This window comes from Caldithrix abyssi DSM 13497 (assembly GCF_001886815.1).
Taxonomy (GTDB): domain Bacteria; phylum Calditrichota; class Calditrichia; order Calditrichales; family Calditrichaceae; genus Caldithrix; species Caldithrix abyssi.
In genome coordinates this window covers 3,120,594-3,138,781 of sequence record NZ_CP018099.1, presented here as the reverse complement: position 1 = coordinate 3,138,781, position 18,188 = coordinate 3,120,594, and the positions used below count along the sequence as shown (strand labels likewise).

8 protein-coding genes are annotated in these 18,188 nt (G+C 43.5%); 6 read left to right on the top strand and 2 right to left on the bottom strand.

The window, feature by feature from the left end:
- Positions 1-4 precede the first annotated feature (4 nt).
- Together Cabys_RS12245 and Cabys_RS12240 are read right to left on the bottom strand one after the other, a co-directional pair.
- Complete coding sequence (locus Cabys_RS12245; RefSeq protein ID WP_006930845.1) at positions 5-2,074, bottom strand: TonB-dependent receptor; 2,070 nt, start codon at positions 2,072-2,074, stop codon at positions 5-7.
- A 709-nt stretch (positions 2,075-2,783) separates the two neighbouring features.
- Positions 2,784-4,025, bottom strand: a complete 1,242-nt coding sequence (locus tag Cabys_RS12240; RefSeq protein WP_006926587.1) for an IS110 family RNA-guided transposase — start codon at positions 4,023-4,025, stop codon at positions 2,784-2,786.
- A 161-nt stretch (positions 4,026-4,186) separates the two neighbouring features.
- On the opposite strand from Cabys_RS12240, the gene Cabys_RS12235 reads away from it, so the two are divergent.
- The 6 genes from Cabys_RS12235 to Cabys_RS12210 all read left to right on the top strand — a co-directional run bounded on the left by Cabys_RS12235 (position 4,187) and on the right by Cabys_RS12210 (position 18,179).
- A complete protein-coding gene (locus Cabys_RS12235; protein WP_006929874.1) occupies positions 4,187-6,445 on the top strand; it encodes an IS4 family transposase in 2,259 nt (752 codons plus the stop codon).
- Positions 6,446-7,320: 875 nt separating this feature from the next.
- The gene (rny, locus tag Cabys_RS12230) at positions 7,321-8,910 is read left to right on the top strand and encodes a ribonuclease Y (RefSeq protein WP_006930843.1); all 1,590 of its coding nucleotides are present in this window, start codon (positions 7,321-7,323) and stop codon (positions 8,908-8,910) included.
- Positions 8,911-9,270: 360 nt separating this feature from the next.
- Entirely contained in the window at positions 9,271-9,771 is a 501-nt protein-coding gene (gene def, locus Cabys_RS12225) for a peptide deformylase (protein ID WP_006930842.1), read from the top strand.
- A gap of 15 nt (positions 9,772-9,786) precedes the next feature.
- Positions 9,787-11,289, top strand: coding sequence for a leucyl aminopeptidase (locus tag Cabys_RS12220; protein WP_006930841.1), 1,503 nt, complete (start codon positions 9,787-9,789; stop codon positions 11,287-11,289).
- Between the two features lie 46 nt (positions 11,290-11,335).
- Entirely contained in the window at positions 11,336-13,348 is a 2,013-nt protein-coding gene (locus Cabys_RS12215; protein WP_006930840.1) for a (Fe-S)-binding protein, read from the top strand.
- Positions 13,349-14,024: 676 nt separating this feature from the next.
- The gene (locus Cabys_RS12210) at positions 14,025-18,179 is read left to right on the top strand and encodes a hypothetical protein (protein ID WP_006930839.1); all 4,155 of its coding nucleotides are present in this window, start codon (positions 14,025-14,027) and stop codon (positions 18,177-18,179) included.
- Positions 18,180-18,188: the final 9 nt, after the last annotated feature.

Genomic DNA, 18,188 nt, shown 5'->3' with positions numbered 1-18,188 from the left:
TTATTTATCTTCTAAATCGAAAGCCTAAACGGTAATAACGACCATAATTGATGTAGCGGCTGGGAAAAAGGTCTTTATCCAGCAGGTTGTTCCCTGCAATGAAAAGACTGATCCCGCCAACTATCTGTTTTTCAATGTTGGCATCCAGGATAACCACGCCTTGCAAAGTTTCTCTGGAAGTGGAACGTTCTCCCAGATAGTTGGCGCTCAAATTCAAATTGGTTTTCCACTTTCGATGATTCCAGTTGAAAATGAAACCGCCCTTGTGGTAAGGAGTCAGATAGAACGGTTTTCCGGTTGCTCCGTCTTCCGAATAGGTGTAGCCGTATGTTGTCATCAATCGGGCGCCTGGCCATAAAATGCGGTTTAATTGAACATCGACGCCGTAGCTGGTGGCTTCTTGCACATTAACCAGTTGGCGGACGGGCGAATCCTGAATTGTTTGATCGGTGTCCACAGAAGCAATTCGATCTTTTAAGCGATTATAAAACGCGCCGATGGTCAGCACCGTTTTGACGTTTGGAATCCACTCAAAGTCGAGGTTAGCGCCAATGCCTTTTTCAGGCTTCAGTTCATTATTGCCGCCTAACCAGAAGCCGCCGCCCCAGGGATGAAAATAGGTTTCAACAAACAGATCTTCCAGCGAAGGCGCGCGGAAAGAGCTGCCGCCTGACAGCCGAATATTCAATTGATCATTAGCCTTCCAGGCTAACCCAAGCCTTGGCACAAAAACCAGCCCCCATCGATCATGATGCTCAAAGCGCACCGCAGTGACCAGCGAAAGCCGGTTGTTCAATGTCCAGGTATCCTGACCGAACAAAGAGAGGAGAAGTTGATTTTTGGTTTCGGGTATTTGAGTATGAGTGAGTGTTTCGTTTCTGCCCTCCAGACCGATTAACAGTTCATGGTTGCCACGGCGGAATCCGCTCAATCCTTCTAAGCGGATATGATTTCTATCCCACCTGCGGTCATCTCTGCCCGGACGATTATCCCAGCGATCCTGATTATAAACATAGGCGGAAAGATCATATGTGGTTTTCGATTCCGTCTCATAATGGTAGCCGACATTGAAATCGTACACATCGTCGGTAAGGTAGGGACCACCTTCTTCATGTCCTTCGGCAGGGGGCATGTCTTCGGTTTCTTCGCTAAAAACACCGCCTCCAAAGTGTAACCTGGATTTTTCCGTGGGATTAAACCATCCATTGTAGCGCAAATTGATATTTGAAAAGGCGTAACCTTCGGCCATCTGTCCGGATTTATTGTAGCTTGCCGAAAGGAAATTGCGGATTTCGCCGATCTGGCCGCCAGCCATGATGCGCGTGGTGTAGCGACTATTGCTCCCGCCAAATCCGTAAAGTTCAAAAAAGGGAACGCTCTGCCCGGATTTGGTAATCACGTTAACAATGCCGGCAACCGCGTCGCTGCCAAACAATACAGAGGATGGCCCCTTCACAATTTCAATGCGCTCAATCATTCCGGCCGGGATGTTGTCAAAATCTTTAGCGTCGGCGTGCCTGCCATACACTCTTTGACCATCAACCAGCAGTAGGGTGTACTCTTCCGGAAGTCCGTGAATGGTGGCGCTGTTCCGCGTAAATCCGTTCGGAACTAAAACAATACCGGGCACCTGTTTGATGGCGTCGGAAAGACTGACCGCCTGAATCTCCTCAATGCTTTCCCGTGGAATGAGAGTAACCGGCAAAGGCGTTTCTTTTAGCGTTTTGGGAGTGCGCGTGGCGGTAACTACCACCGCATCGGATAAAGAAATGACATGTTCCTGTTTAAATTTGATCGTAATATAATCACAGGGAATATCGACCTCCAATTCAACAGTCCCAAAAGAGATGTGGGTAGCCTTGAGAGTTGCCCTGCCTTCCGGGACGTTGATTATCCTGAACTCGCCTTTCTCATTGGTTGTTGAGCCAAATTTGGAGCCTTCAATGAACACATTGGCATAAGCAACAGGATGCCCGTCAGGCGAAAGCACACGTCCGGTAATGGTTGCTCCGAATAAATAATTAAATGTAAAAAAAGATAATAAGGTTATTAAAAATGATTTTTTAGCTTGCATGGATTTCTCCTTGTTTTGATGAAACGTGTATCTATAGTAAAGGGCAGACAATAAAAATCCTTTGCAAATTTTCATGAGCAATCTTTCCGAAAACAGTGTTACGAAAATCACATGAGTAACACGTAGAATAATAACAAAAATCATTTCGTATGTCAAGGAAAAGTTATTTGTTGAACTGAATGTCCCCCAACTTTTTAAGTTTACAATATTTTTTCTAAGATCATTTTTACAACTCACCCCCTAATCTCATAATTGCTACCACGTTAGGTATGCTCTTGTCCCCGGGGGTGTCTCAAAAGAGAAATTAAATGTATATTTATTTAATATCATGAAAAACATTGCATTAGCCCTCACCCCCTTCCCCCCTGATTTATTATAGTCAAATATTTTAATAATAAAGTTATTAACAATATGTTAATAACTGTAGAGGGTGTGGATATGTGGATAACTCATTTTTTACACACCTAACTCCTTTCTTTTTAATATGTTAATTATTGTGGATAACTTTTTCGCCTATTTTTTGAGATATTTTACCTTGTTCTACCCTGATATTCGAGAGTCTGTATTTTAACAGCTCTTATCTTACTTAATCGGAACTAAGGTAAATATGACGGGAAGCCTTTTTTTGCTCTCTTACCGAAGGTCATACTATCTGTATGCCTTTATGGGGGGGCCGAAGGTCTTCCCGCCATATCTCAAATTGTTGCTTTTAGGCTGCTTTATTTGATTTTTTATAGCCTTCTATGTAGAAACTATCATCTCTTACTAATGCAAAAATAATGGCTAATATCTTTCTGGATAACGCCGTTAAAGCCTTGGCGCTGGCCATCCCTTTCTCCTTATGTACCTGATAAACTTCTTGTAAGATACCTCTACTTGCATTGATGGCTATATAAAAAAGAGCTTTTCTTAATAAACTCCGACCGCGTTTGCTTATGTGATGTTTACCTTTATGTTGGCCAGAACTGACTTCATACAGGTTTAATCCCGCTATCTTCTCTAACTCACGATAACTTTTATATCTGCGGATATCTCCTAACTCTCCTATTAAAATGGCTGCGATTATGGGTCCTATCCCTTTTATGGATAATATGTTCCTGCTGTATGGCACTTCTTTTAAATAATTCTCTATCTCATCCTTTAGTGACTTTTGATAAGATTCTAAACGATCTATCTGATCAAGATGTATCTTGATCTCCATTACAATGGACCGGGTTCCTTCTTTGATGCCTCCGCTCATCTTAGCAGCTTCATATAAAGCAAGGGCCTTTTCTTCACCTAATCGGTTTTTACTTACTGACTTTATTAGCTCTGTTAGCTTTGTTAAGCCTAAATCCAATATGAATTGAGGTAAAGTATAATGAGCCAAAAGATAACGTGAAGTCTTTGTAGTTAAATCTCTCATGACCTGAGAGAATTCCGGAAATATCTTAAATAACTGTCCCTCAATTCGATTATAACTCCTTCGTAGATCTTCAAGTATTTTCTCTCTTAAATGAACCAATTCGCGTAATTCCGCAAAAATTCCCTCTGGGATGATTACTGTTAAATATTTGTTTAATTCTATTATATCTGCTATGACCTTTGGGTCTTTTTTATCTGTCTTATTGGGACTATTGTCCGTTAATTCTTTCAGGCGCTTGGTATGCATCGGATTTATTTGTACAATCTCATAGCCCCTTCGATGTAGATAATGAATGAGCGCAAGCCCATAGCTGCCAGTGGATTCCAGGCCAAATAAACAATTCTTAAGACCGGTCTTTGCTCTGAAGCTTTCTACTTTTTTTAAAAAATATTCGAATCCTTTACCTGTGTTAAAAAACTTAAACACTTCTAACTCCTGACCATCTTTTGTACGTGCATAACCGTAATTAAATTTTTTGCCTATATCCACTGTAACTAATAAGGTTTCTTCGTTGAATTTTCTCTCTTTTTTGTTTATTTTCCCCATGACTATGCTCCTTTCTTTTTTTTTAAATCAGCTTACAATTTAAGGAGTATAGTCTTTTCTTTCATCCTTTTGTTGACAACTATAATATAGTAAGCTCTCCCGATTTTCGCTGGACCTGGCACACACTTGACACAGGGGGAATAATTTGTTAAATTTTCTACATGCAAATATATGGGAAAATTTTTAGCGAACCAATATTAAAACGTATTAATGCGATCATTGCCCGGCAGCCGCAGATATCTCGTAGGAAATTATCACGAGAGGTATGCGAACTGATGGACTGGAAATCTCCCAATGGGAAATTCCAGGAGATGAGCTGCCGTAAAGCCTTATTAGAGCTGGATCGGCGCGGTTTAATCAAATTACCAGAACGAAAAAAAAGCTATGCTTTTGAAAAAAAGAAAAAGCGTAAGCTTGATGTTCCAATCGCCTCCATTGAAGGCCATTTATCGGTTTTAGGCGAAATTGTAATCGAGCCGATCAAAAGCCGCTACAGCAAGGATTCGCGCGCATGGTTTCAGTTAATAGAGAATTTCCATTACCTTAAAAGCGCAAAACTTTGTGGCGCTCAGATTCGCTATATTGTAAAAAGCGAGAAGTATGGCTATATTGGCGCTTTAGGCTTTAGTTCAGCGACTTATAAATTACGAGCCAGGGATGCCTATATTGGCTGGAGCGAAAAGGCGCGAAGGGAGAATATCCAGTATGTGATCAGTAATGATCGTTTTTTGATCGTACCTACGGTTAAGGTCAAGAATCTGGCTTCATTTCTGTTGAGTAAAGCCTTGCAGCGTATTGGAACCGATTGGGAGAGTCGTTATGGTTATCGCCCGGTTTTGGTGGAAAGTTATGTGGATTCTAGTGTTTTCAAAGGCATCGGTTACCTGGCTTCCAACTGGCTTTATGTAGGAAATACCAGCGGTCGTCGTGACGGTATCGCCAAAAAGGTATTTCTTTATCCATTGCAAAGGAACTGGCGAAAGATTTTGTGTCAGGAGAGTGCGGACGGTTTAGGCCAAGGACGATTAATCAAAGACTCATCGAATTGGGCGGAGCGGGAATTTGGCAGCATTCGCTTATATGACAATCGTCTCAAACAGCGTTTGTACGCCATAGCGGATGACTTTTACAACAAGCCGCAGGCCAACATTCCGGAGGCCTGTGGTGGTAAGGCGCGCACGATGGGCGCCTATCGATTTTTTCAAAACGAGAAGGTAACCATGGATATTATTTTAGATGCACATACCGAGGCGACGATAGATCGCATAAAAGAACACAAGGTGGTTTTAGCGCCTCAGGACACGACCATTTTAGACTACAGCACGCATCCCATGACCAAAGACTTGGGGCCGACAAGCCATATAGATCACCAGAGCATTGGCTTGATTTTACATGATACATTGGCCTTTAGTGAGGATGGCACGCCGTTAGGCGTATTGGATGCCCAGGTATGGGCTCGTGATCCGAAGGATCGAGGCAAGACGCGTCGTCGGAAGGAATTACCCATTGAGCAAAAAGAGAGTATGAAATGGTTACGTAGTTATCGCCGGGTCAACGAGATCGCTAAGTTATGTCCGGAGACGCTTATCGTAAGCGTGGGCGATCGAGAGGCGGATATCTACGAATTATTTCATGAGGCTCAAAGGAAAGATAGCAAGGCAGGACTTTTGGTACGCGTGGGCAAGCGCCGCAATCGCAAAGTGGCCGGAATTGATCTGTGGGATTACATGTCCAGTCAAGAAGAGCGCGGTCAATTTCAAATTCATGTTCCTCGTAGGGGCAATATCAGGGCTCGTGAGGCCAAGATGTCCTTGCGTTATTCGTCGATAGACTTAGAACCGCCGAAACGATTTTCGTCCTCTAAGCCCATTAAGGTGTGGGCTGTTTATATCCGAGAGGTCGATCCGCCAGCTGATATTAAGAGTCCAATAGAGTGGATGTTATTGACCACGGTGTCGGTAGAGAATTTTACTGATGCCTATCAACGAGTGCAGTGGTACACTCGTCGTTGGGGTATCGAGATATATCATCGAACGCTCAAGAGCGGCTGCCGCATAAAAGATCGTCAATTAGGCAGTGCGGATCGTTTAGAGACGGCCTTAGCCGTGGATATGGTTGTAGCCTGGCGCATTTATCATATGACCATGTTAGGTCGTGAAATACCGGATTCGCCGGCGAGCGTATTTTTCAAAGAAGAGGAATGGAAAGCGTTGTATTGCTATGTGCATAAGACGCCCATAGCGCCGGAGGAGCCGATGAGTTTACGAGAAGCCATCCGTATGGTAGGTCAGATCGGAGGCCATTTAGGCAGAAAGAGTGATGGCGAGCCTGGCACAGTAACGCTCTGGCGAGGAATACAGCGATTGGATACGGCAACCGAGATGTATATTATTTTTACTTCAAGCCGAGACGGCCCATAACCCACGGTGCTATGTGTGGGTAAAGGTCAGCGATTTTCGGGAGAGGGGGAATTAAAGGGGGTGAGGGAAAGAAAAAATTTATAAAAATACATTGTCTTTGACTTTTGGGAGAGCCCCGGGGATTAAGGGGGTGAGTTTTTCATACATTCAGCTAATGTATTCTCTTAAATATCAATCGATTATAAGGTCTTTGTTTGAAATTTTGGGGGACATTCAGAAAGTTATTTGTTGAACAGGGCGCTGCTTTGTATCATGACGTTTTTGTAAAAATGAGCGGCTTTAAGTATTTAATTTTCAAGTAATCGTGAAATATAAGCAAAAGCTTAAAAAACGTTTGTTCGGCGCTCATACATCTGTTAGAGTTCTGCAAAATGCACATACATGTCATTTCGAATCCCGATTTATCGGGATGAGAAATCTTCTAACTTCAACAAAAACAAAAGATTTCTCGTCGCTCCGCTCCTCGAAATGACACTAAAATTTACATTTTGTAGAACTCTAAAATCTGTAAAAAAGGAGGTAATGGAGTTAAATTTAAAACTCATTAGATCCCCTGCTAAATTAGGAATGCGGGAGAAAAAATATTATTAATGGTTTTTTGCCCCTTTCCAAAACAGAACGCAGCGCATTTCAGTAGGGCGCATGAGTAAGGCTGATGTTTTAAGCAGTTTTAAAAGGGGCAAAGATGTTTTTTTTCTTTACATTTTTGGACTTTAAACAGGGCAATTCTTTTCTTCCAGAATAATTATTTGTAGAAAAACGTTTTAATTTATTAAATTACATTAAATAAAAGAAAATTTTGCCGAAACATTATAAACTTAAATTAAGTAAAACGTTAATTAGTGCAAAGAGATTAAATTGAAACGAGGGAAATTATGGCCATACATTTTGATCTGACTTTAATTGTAACTATGATCATCAGCTTACTTGCCGGCGGGTTTATCGGCGTCTTTATTTACAGTTCATTATTGCGCAGCAAAAAACAGGCAGCCAATCAAATAATCGAACAGGCTAAAAAGCAAGCCGAAAAGATCAGGCGCGATAGTCATTACAAATTAAAATCCGAATTGCAGCAAAAGCGCAACGCCTTTTTAAAAGAGATCCGGCAAAAAGAAGAAAAGGCTTCGCGTCTGGAAAATGAAAACATTCGCCGCGAAAAAGCGTTAAGACGCGAAGAAAATCAGCTAAAAATTAAAGAAGCCCGGCTGGAAAACAAGGAAAAGAAGATCAACGAGCTGGAGCAACTTTTGTACGAAAAACACAAAAAAGTTGATTTTTTGATAGAAGAGCAGAATAAACGTCTGGAGAAGATCGCCAATCTTACCATTGAAGAGGCCAAACATGAATTGATGAAAAACCTGGAAAGCCAGGCCAAGTTAGAAGCGGTTCAGCTGGTAAAGGATATAAAAGAAGAAGCCAAAGAAAAGGCTCAACGCGAGGCAAAAGAGATCATTGCTCAGGCCATCGAAAATTTAGCTTACGAGTTCACCATGGAATCGACGCTGGCCACGGTTGAGCTGCCCAGCGAACGTTTTAAGGGAATGATCATCGGCCGCGAAGGACGCAATATTCGCGCTTTTGAAGAGGCAACCGGCGTTAAGGTGATTGTGGACGACACTCCGGAACTGATTGTGCTTTCGGGCTATGATCCGGTGGCGCGCGAAATCGCCCGCCTGGCCATGGAGTATTTGATCAAAGGTAAAACCATCAATGTTAATACCATCCAGCAGATGGTTAACCGGGCGACCAAAGAGGTCAACCGTTCGATTCAGAAGGCCGCCGAAGAAACGCTGCGCGAATTGAAAATTACCAATGTGCATCCCAAAATGAGGGAAGCGCTGGGTCGCTTGAAATACCGCTACAGCTACGGTCAGAACATGCTGCAGCATTCCAAAGAGGTGGCTTACATAGCCGGTTCCATGGCTGCCGAGCTGGGCTTTAATGTTAATCTGGCCCGACGCGCCGGATTGTTCCACGACATCGGCAAGGCAGTCAGTAATAATTCTGAGGGCAGCCACGTAACCCTGGGTCTGGAGCTGGCCGAAGCGTGCAGAGAACACGAGATCGTCAAAAACGCCATTTTAGCGCATCATGAAGAAGCAGAGCCCATCCATCCCATTTCTGTTCTGGTAACGGCAGCCGACAAAATCAGCGGCAGTAGGCCGGGCGCGCGTCGCGACACTCTGGAGGCTTACACCAAACGGATTACCAAGCTGGAAGAAATCGGAAATTCGTTTGAAGGCGTGGCCAAAACATACGCCATTTCCGCCGGCCGGGAGATCAGAGTTATTGTCGAGCCCGACAAAATTACCGATGAACAGGCTATGGTGCTTTCTACGGATATCGCCAGTAAAATCCGTGAAACCATGGAGTTTCCGGGGCAAATTAAAGTGTGCGTTATTCGGCAGACCATTATTTCCAAATACACTGATGATTTTGAAGATAATATGAATTTCGAACATTAATCGGTCGTCTAAATGATATTAACAAAAGGCTGGCAAACGCATATCGCCAGCCTTTTTAGTTTTGAAAGAATTTCATGAAATCCCCGTTCGTTGTTAATCGCTTAAGAGTTTGCAAATCAAACCTGTGAGACGAACGGTTTTTTGAACATTTTCAGCGCTTAAAAAAAAAGAGATGTTGTTGCAAGTGGTCTGTCAACGCGCTAATAAAGAGTTCTGCGAAAAAAGCGCAGAAAATCCAGGTCAAATGATAGTTTATCGGTCTGGTTCGCAGAAGAAAGAACAGCGGAAAGGCGTTTTTTAATTTTTTAAATTCAGAAAAATTTAATATATTTTCGCTTAATATTTGGAGGTTAAAAGTAGATGAAATACAAAATTCGATATATCGGCGATCCTGTTTTACGCAAAGTTGCCGAACCGATTACCGAATTTGACGATAAATTAAAGAATTTTGCGGAAGACCTGATTGACGTGATGCATGTGGAAGATGGTATTGGTCTGGCCGCGCCGCAAATCGGGATTTCCAGACAGATCATTGCGGTGGATGCTTCGGAATTAGTGGAAAACGAATTTCCACGGGTGTTTGTCAATCCCCAAATTCTTGAAGCTTCGGGAGAATGGGTGGTAGAAGAAGGATGTCTTTCCATCCCTGGCGTGCGCGAAGAAGTTACGCGTCCGGAAACGATTTTGTTGAAGTTTCAGGATGTAGTGGGAGAGAGCTTTACGCAGGAGTTTTCCGGCTGGTTATCCCGCATTTTGCAGCACGAAATCGACCATTTAAACGGCATCTTATTTGTAGATCGCATCAGTCCCATTCGCAGAAATTTACTGATCGCACAAAAAGCAATTCCGGAGAAATATTAAAGAAAGGGCAGAGTTTTGTTTCAGATAGCAACCGTTTCCGATTATGGCCTGAATTCTCATCTGCTGGTAATAATGCTTACCGAAACGTACGTTAAAAAAAGAAAAAAAGATTTTTCTGTGTTTCCCCCCTGCATCCAGCAGGATATGGAATGGTTTTTCAGCGAAATGAAGGATTTTAAGGGGAAGTTTAAAGAAACGCTCTTGTTTTATCCAAAATTTGCCAACTCCATTCAACGTGTTTTATTTATAGGAATGGGCGATTCTTTTGAGCCGGACGCCGTAAAATTCAGAGAAGTTGGCAGTCTGATCCAGGCTAAACAAAAAGACATTAAAAGTCGCCGCAATCACATCTATCTGGGAAATCTTCCTTTTTGTACGCAAAAGACGATCGAACAGATTAGCGAGGGCATTCTTTACAAACAATATGTTTTTGATGAGCTGAAGTCAGAAGAAAAAGCGCCCGGTGTGGAGCCGCGCTACATTTACGTTTGCGGAAAGTACGAATATTCGCCCAAATTTCGGCAGAGCGTTATTAAAACGCGCAAGGTGATGCACGGCGTTTACCTGGCGCGCAATTTGGCCAACCAGCCGTCCAATATTGCAACGCCTCTTTTCATTAAAGATGCGGTCGTCAAGCACTTTAAACCATTCAATCATTGCACGGTAGAAATTTTTGATCGCGAAAATCTGGAAAAAGCAGGGATGAACGCCCTGCTGGCCGTGAGTCAGGGCAGCAAAAACGAACCGTATTTGTTGATCATAAAATATGTTTCGCCGGAGGCAAAAAAGTCGGTGGCATTGATTGGCAAGGGCGTTACCTTTGACAGCGGCGGAATCAGTCTCAAACCGTCGGCCAATATGCACGAGATGAAATACGACATGGCCGGGGCGGCGGCGGTGATCGGCGCCATGGATTACATCGTAAACGCCAAGCCGCGTATTAACGTTTACGGAGTCGTTCCACTGGTTGAAAATATGCCGGGCGGCGGGGCCATTCGTCCCGGAGATGTGGTTAAAGCTTACAACGGCAAAACGATCGAAATTTTGAATACAGACGCCGAAGGCCGTCTGATTCTGGCCGATGCCATCGCCTTTGCCATTGACCGGCTAAAGCCGGGATTGATTATTGATTTTGCTACCCTGACCGGTTCATGCATGGTCGCTCTGGGCGATAAACGCGCCGGTCTGTTCAGTAACTCCGAAAGTTTGCGCCAGGCGCTGTACGAAGCCGGGGAAGAGTCGGGCGATCTTTTATGGCCCATGCCCACCGATACGTTTTACCATGATGACCTGAAGAGCGAAATTGCGGATATTGCCAACATTGGCGGTCGGTGGGGCGGCGCCATTACAGCAGCCAAATTTCTTGAATTCTTTGTCGATAAGGTTACCTGGGCGCATATCGACATGGCAGGTACGGCAAACGATATCAAACACTTCGACTTTTTAGGGAAGGGCGCCACGGGCTTTGGCGTTCGTTTAATTGCCGCCGCCCTGAAAAAACTGAATAAGCTTGCGTGATTTTTAAATAAACCAATGTCCAATAAACCATGCAAAGGAAGCGCTCATGCTGTCTTTGATTGAACAACTGGTATTAATCGTAGCCGTTCTGCTTTCCGCATTTTTTTCCTACCAATCGTTTTCCAAGATGTTCAAAATTATTAAATCGGGGCAGGGGAAATTGACGGTAGATCATCCTGCCAAACGATTTTTTAAAGCGCTTAAAGTGCTGATCTTACAAAATACGGTTTTGAAATCGCGCTTTTTAATCAGTCTTATTCATGCCTTTATCGCCTGGACTTTTATTCTTTATTTTCTGGTTAATTTAAGCGATTTGATTCGGGCCTTTGATAGCGAATTTCTGCTTTTCGGACACAGTGCGCCGGGCAGATGGTATGTACTGTTTGTCGATATTTTCAGCGTTCTGGCGGTTGTTTCCATGGCTATCTTTTTGCTCCGCCGCTTTTTATTTAAAAGTGAGCAATTAAAAATTCGGGAAAATGTTAGACTTTTGCCAGAAGTTGACGCTGGAATTAAGCGCGATTCTTTAATCGTGGGGCTGTTTATTTTATTCCATGTTGGTTTCCGCTGGCTGGGCGAAAGTTTTTTGCTGGCTCATAAAGGCGCCGATCCCTGGCAGCCCGCCGCTTCCTTTTTTGCTAACCTTTGGATCGGAATGGCTCCCGATACGCTGAATATTCTGTACCACTTTTGCTGGTGGCTGGCCATCGGGCTTATTCTGGCTTTTATTCCTTACTTTCCGTACAGTAAACACGCTCATCTGTTTATGGGCCCCATCAATTTCTTTTTTAAAAAACATCCGGAAGGCTATACGTTGCTGGAGCCCATCGATTTTGAAGACGAAGAGGCCGAGCAGTTTGGTCAGGCCACTCTGGCTCATCAGGAAATAGGTCAGCTGATAGACGCCTATGCCTGCATCATGTGCAATCGCTGCCAGGAGGTTTGTCCCGCATATACCACGGGCAAGGAGTTGAGCCCTTCGGCCCTGGAGATCAATAAACGATACTTTTTGAATAGCAATGGCCAACAACTTTTAAACGATAAAGAAAATCTGCCCTCCTTTCTGGAGTTTGCCCTTAGCGAATCGGCGCTCTGGGCCTGTACCACCTGCGGCGCCTGTGTGGAAGTGTGTCCGGTTGGAAACGAACCGCTTTACGATTTACTGGGCATCAGGCGTGATCGGGTGCTGATGGAATCTCAATTTCCCAAACAACTGCAGAATGCTTTTGTGGGTATGGAGCGCAACGGCAATCCGTGGAATATGAATGAAGACCGTCTGGCCTGGACCAAAGTCGATCAAACATTAAAGGTGCCCACGGTTAAGGAAAATCCCGATTTTGAAATTTTGTACTGGGTCGGTTGTGCGGGCGCTTTTGATCAAAAAGGGCAGCGCATTGCCCGCGCTTTTACCAAAATTCTCAATCAGGCGCAGGTTAATTTTGCCGTATTGGGCAACGACGAAAGCTGCACCGGCGATAGCGCGCGTCGGGCCGGAAATGAATACCTGTTTGCCTTGTTAGCCGAAAACAATGTGCAGAACTTAAACGCAGCCAAGGTGAAAAAAATTGTAACCACATGCCCCCATTGCCTGCACACCTTAAAAAATGAATATCCGCAGTTTGGCGGAGAGTACGAAGTGCTGCATCACAGCCAGTTCATCAACCAGCTGATTGCACAGGGCAAAGTGCAGCTTAAAACCGGTCAGATAGAAGGTCTGACGTTTCATGACCCCTGTTATCTTGGAAGGCACAATCGAGAATACGATGCGCCGCGGGGCGTTTTAAATGCGGTGAGTTTCAACCGTGTAAAAGAAATGGAAAATGCCCGTGAAAACAGTTTTTGCTGCGGAGCGGGTGGCGCGCAAATGTGGAAAGAAGAAGAGCCCGGCGAAGAAGCCGTGCGCCGAAAACGTCTGCAGCAGGCGCAGCAGATTGACGCTAAACTGGTTTCCACCGCCTGTCCGTTTTGCTTAACCATGTTGACCGACGCCTCCAACGAAACCAATGCCGGCATTGAAGTAAAAGACCTGGCGGAAATCGTCGCTGAGCGTCTTTCGTAAAATTAACCAGATGGATTCTCGATAAAAAGCGTAATTTGTCCTTTAGAGGCAGGCCCGGCGAGGGGGTAAGAGTATAAGAGTGGCCTGTCATGACGCAGCGATGAAAATGCCTTTCATCGTTAAATAAAGAACGCTTGCACTGTGTGCTTGCACTGTGTGCCTGCACTTTGATACTGATCGGCGGTGATAAACGCTTCCACTTACGGAGCTAACTCATTACGCCTCACGCGTTACTTGTTACGTGTAACGCATTACACAATACTCAAATGTGGTTATATTTTCCTGGCGTACTTTGCCACTGCTTTTCCGAGTTTTCATTCTTTCTGAATGTCCCCCAAAATTTCAAACAAAGACCTTATAATCGATTGATATTTAAGGGAATACAATAGCTGAATGTATGAAAAACTCACCCCCTTATTCCCCCTCTCTTTTTGCAAAGAGAGGGGGATAAGAGCATGCCTAACGTGTTAGTAATTATATGATTAGGGGGTGAGTTGTAAAAATGATTTTAGAAAAAATATTGTAATCTTAAAAAATTTGGGGGACATTCAGAGTTTTCATTCTTTCCTTTGACATTCTACCCTTAATTTAATAATTTTAAATGTTTGACAATTCTGCGGAACGGAAGCGTAGAAGTTTCGTAGAATGTAAATAGATTTAAGAAACTTAGAGTTCCATGAAAAAATTCATTTTAATATTTTCCTTAATCGTAAGCGTATTGGGCATCTTTATCGTTGCAATACCATCGATTTTAAAAATTACCGGCGCCGATCGCCCGGTTAAGGAATATTTGTTTAAAAAGATCATTGACGATCATAATATAAAAATTGATCTCGCTGATTTTAGAATCGGGCTTGGTTCGGTTGAACTTTCCAATTTATCCGTGGACACCAGAAATCAAAAAATCCATGTCCGGATCAAATCGGTCCGTTTTTTTTATGATCTGTTTGATCTGCTAATCCATCCTCACGAGCCCCTGCATGCTTTAAACTCCATTGCCCTTATCGAACCGCAGGTTCTGTTTACCCAGGACACCGTTGCAGTAATACAGGATTCGACCTCTCGCATGGAGAAGATTAAACAATTTGTTCAGCGAGTGGCGGGGGAACGCGGACTTAGCTTTTTTAAAGTGGAGCGCGCCGTCATTGCTTTGAAGAAGCCGGATAAAAAGGTCATTACCCTTGTAAATAATTTAAGCGGATTTTTAAAAACAGACGATTTTAATCTCTTTAAATTAAAATTAGAAGGCGATCTGTTGGGCAGTCAATTGCAGAAAATTAATCTTACGTCTGAGTTGAATCTGGCCCAAAAGAAGCTGGAAATTTTTAATGCCTTCAATCAATTTCGTTTTAGTCAGTCGGAATTGAGCTCCGTCTTTCCTCAACTTAGTTCTTCTTCAGGCGTCTTAAATGGCTGGTTGTTGATCAGGAATGTGGATGGCGCTTACGACCGGTTAAATTGCAACGGCCAGATCCGCTTTACGGACGGCGTTCTTGAATTGAACAAAGCTAAATTTTCTTCCCTATCTGGCAAGGCCATTTTTACAGACAATCGTTTAATTCTGGATTCGCTCAGGGGGAAATTGAATAAAGCCTCGTTAAGCGGCGTGGTGCAGGTGAGCGATATTTTTAATCCGCAGGTCGTTGGCAGGTTGAAATTAGAAAAACTGACTTTTGCCGATCTTTTGGGGCCCTCCGAAATTTTAGGCCAAAATCAGGCTACGCTTGCCAGTGTTTTAGAGTTTAACTTTAATCCCCAGAACAAAACCCTGGAGATCAACGGAGATCGAGGGAAATTGCGCGTGCCCGGCGGCCTGGTTTTAAATAATCTTAAATTTAATCTGGTCAGCACTCCGCAAAAGATGACGCTGCGAGGAGTGGAGGCTTTTCTCCCGAAAAATGGCGTGATAAAAGCGCGTGCTTTTACGGATAAAAAAACGGGTATTACCGATTTTAACATTCTTGCTTCCCAGCTTAACGGACGGCACGTTATTTTTGATCGTTTGAGTAACAAAAGACATACCCTTTCATTAACCGGGCGCTATAATCACCAAAACCAGAACGTTACAGGGCTGTGGCAGTATGCCTTACACGATTCGAGCGATTCTCTTTTTGCTGTTAAAGGCGCCTTTTTCGGCAATTCCCGGGAAGTAAAAGTGCGTGTAAATTATTCCAACAAACCTTCTTTTTCCGCCTTTGTGCACATCAGCGATCTTTTCAGGAACTGGAAGATCGAAAGCGGTTTTGTTAAAAACTTTCCATTCGAACGCTTGACCAGTATCGAGTTACTGCACGATTTTTTAAATGAGACGTTAACAGAGTTCAGGCTTTCCGGTTCGTTAAAACAAAATATTCGCTCGAAGATCACGCTGATGAATAAAAGAAAGCCCGGCGACCGCATTGAAATTCAATCGTCCATAACTAAATTGTTTGCCGGTAATTTTGCCGTTGACGGTTTGTGCAAAATAAAAAACATTGAAGGAGAACTTCATTTTAGTCTTTTCCCGGATAAGTTCAACGGGAGTTTTAATTTTAGCAACCAGCTCCTTGGCGAAATTAATATGGACCTTACAAAGTCTGAGTACTTATCCGGTAAAATTTTGTTTAACGATTTCCGGATTATTAAAGCGCTGGCCGATTCTTTAAAAGAGGATGATTTGCGCGCCCTGGCCAGCTTAAACGGACGGCTAACGTTGGGCGGCGACCTTGACAATCCGCGTCTTATGGGCGAAATTTCCGGCGATCGCTTCATCTTTAACGATATCGGATATTATCAGGGGAATTTAAAATTTGACGCAAATAAGGAGTTTATTAAATTAGATTCGCTTTTGATTGCTATTAATAATTTACCGGTTATCCAGGGGAAGGGATTCGCCGATATCAAAAACGACAGTGTTAACGCCTTTTTTAATGCCAATGATGTGGATATTGAACAGTTGCTGGTCAGCGTGTTTAATCGCAATCCCCATTTAAGCGGGTCAGCCAATTATTCGCTGTATTTGCATGGAGCCCTTAAAAAGCCAAAGGTCGAATTAGACTTAAAAATTTTTAACGGCTATCTGGATCGCATTCCTTTTGATCAGCTGTCGCTTTTAGTGAAAAATGAATACATAAACGGAAGCAGTATTTTGGATCTGGAAAATCAACGAATGCTCTTTGATCGTTTCGACCTGATTAAAAGAGACGAATATGCCTTAAATGCCCTGGGAGAAATTCCTTTCGATCCCACAAAAAATATTGATTTTTTCGTAAATTTTAAAGGCGATCTGTTAGGGCTTATTCCCTTTTATCAACCTTTTATTGAAAAGGCCCGTTCCGACGTGGAGTTTCATCTGGCCATTGGCGGAAGCCCTGACCGAATTCGCATAAGCAGCGGATATTTTTTAATCAACGATGGGGAAATGTGGTTGAGAAATGTGGCCAGACATGTTTCCCATATTTCGGGCGTCATCGAAAAAAAAGGCGGCACGAATCAGGTCAACTTCATTAATCTCAGTGCGGAAACGGGCGGAGAAACTTTAACCATCAATACGGCGCGTAATGTAAGGCTGACGGACGGGCGTGTTCTGGCCCCCTGGTATCTAAAAAATCTGGATCTTGATTTTGGCGTTTTAAAAATGACCACCAGCGGTAAGGGCGTTCGACTCCACATTCCCGGTTTAATGAGGAAAGGCGAAGAAGGGCGTATGTACCTGACCGGCATGAATGACAAAGAAGATTTCTATTTTGCCGGTCCTTTAAAACATCCCGTGGTTCACGGCAAAGTCGTCCTTTATGACACCAGACTTACCTTCCCCTTTATTGTGGAAAATAAGCCGGGCCAAAAGCCTTCGGTGGTGGTTAATTTTCTGGAAAATATTAACTGGGATGTGCTGGCTGTCTCCGGAGAAGACGTACTGTATTTTCGTGAAATCCCGGCTTACATTGATAACGTAAATACCGAGCTGTACATTGACGAAAGCTCTCCTGGTCTGCATTTTTCTGGAATATTAAACGAAGGAACCTTTAAGGTTGCCGGCAGAATCAGTTCTTCGCGCGGGCGGCTGGAATACCTGGATCAAACCTTTCGCGTGGATTATTTTCAGGCGGAATTTAACGAAAACAGTCTGTATCCGGTGATTTCTGGCCAGGCCTGGACGACCATTCGGGACAGCATTGGCGCGGTGCCCAAAACCATCTATTTAAAACTCTACGCCATCGATGAAGAAACACAACAGGAAAAGCAGCAGGGAAGCTGGGAGAATTTTAAGTTTAAACTGGTTTCTGCTGATCCCAAAATCGGCGAAAGTCAGGAGCAGGTACTGGCCGACCTGGGCTTTAGCGTGGGTAATATTGCCGATAAAGTTACCAGCGTGGGCGGAGCGGTTACCGAAAAATACATCTTTCGCCCCCTGTTCCGGCCGCTGGAACGGGTTATCGAGCGCAACCTGGGAATCGATATGGTGCGTTTTAATTCCAATATCGCGCGTAATCTTTTCTATTCCAGTATTGGCTTTGGGCGCAGTGAATTTAATCGATCAACCCCGCTCATCAATCCGTTTAATACCGAAACGCCCTATTTGTTTTTGATGCAGAGTTCCGAGATAACCCTGGGAAAATATTTAACGCAAAATCTTTTTTTAACTTATACCGGTCAGCTCGTTTCGGTTTACGATCAATCGCGGCCTTCATTCGATATTAACCATTCGTTTGGCATTGAGTACCGTTTTTTTAGAAACATTTTGCTGGAAATCGAGTATGATCGTGAATTAATGGGATATTACAAAATCCAGAATCAAAAACAGTATCTGGAAGACATTAAAATCAGATTAAGACATTCGTTTACATTTTAAGATGGAGGT

What these genes read in the sequence shown, in the direction of transcription:
- Cabys_RS12245 (WP_006930845.1), bottom strand. Translation starts at nt 2,074, where the DNA reads ATGCAAGCTAAAAAATCATTTTTAATAACCTTATTATCTTTTTTTACA.
- Cabys_RS12240 (WP_006926587.1), bottom strand. Translation starts at nt 4,025, where the DNA reads ATGGGGAAAATAAACAAAAAAGAGAGAAAATTCAACGAAGAAACCTTA.
- Cabys_RS12235 (WP_006929874.1), top strand. Translation starts at nt 4,187, where the DNA reads ATGCAAATATATGGGAAAATTTTTAGCGAACCAATATTAAAACGTATT.
- rny (WP_006930843.1), top strand. Translation starts at nt 7,321, where the DNA reads ATGGCCATACATTTTGATCTGACTTTAATTGTAACTATGATCATCAGC.
- def (WP_006930842.1), top strand. Translation starts at nt 9,271, where the DNA reads ATGAAATACAAAATTCGATATATCGGCGATCCTGTTTTACGCAAAGTT.
- Cabys_RS12215 (WP_006930840.1), top strand. Translation starts at nt 11,336, where the DNA reads ATGCTGTCTTTGATTGAACAACTGGTATTAATCGTAGCCGTTCTGCTT.
- Cabys_RS12210 (WP_006930839.1), top strand. Translation starts at nt 14,025, where the DNA reads ATGAAAAAATTCATTTTAATATTTTCCTTAATCGTAAGCGTATTGGGC.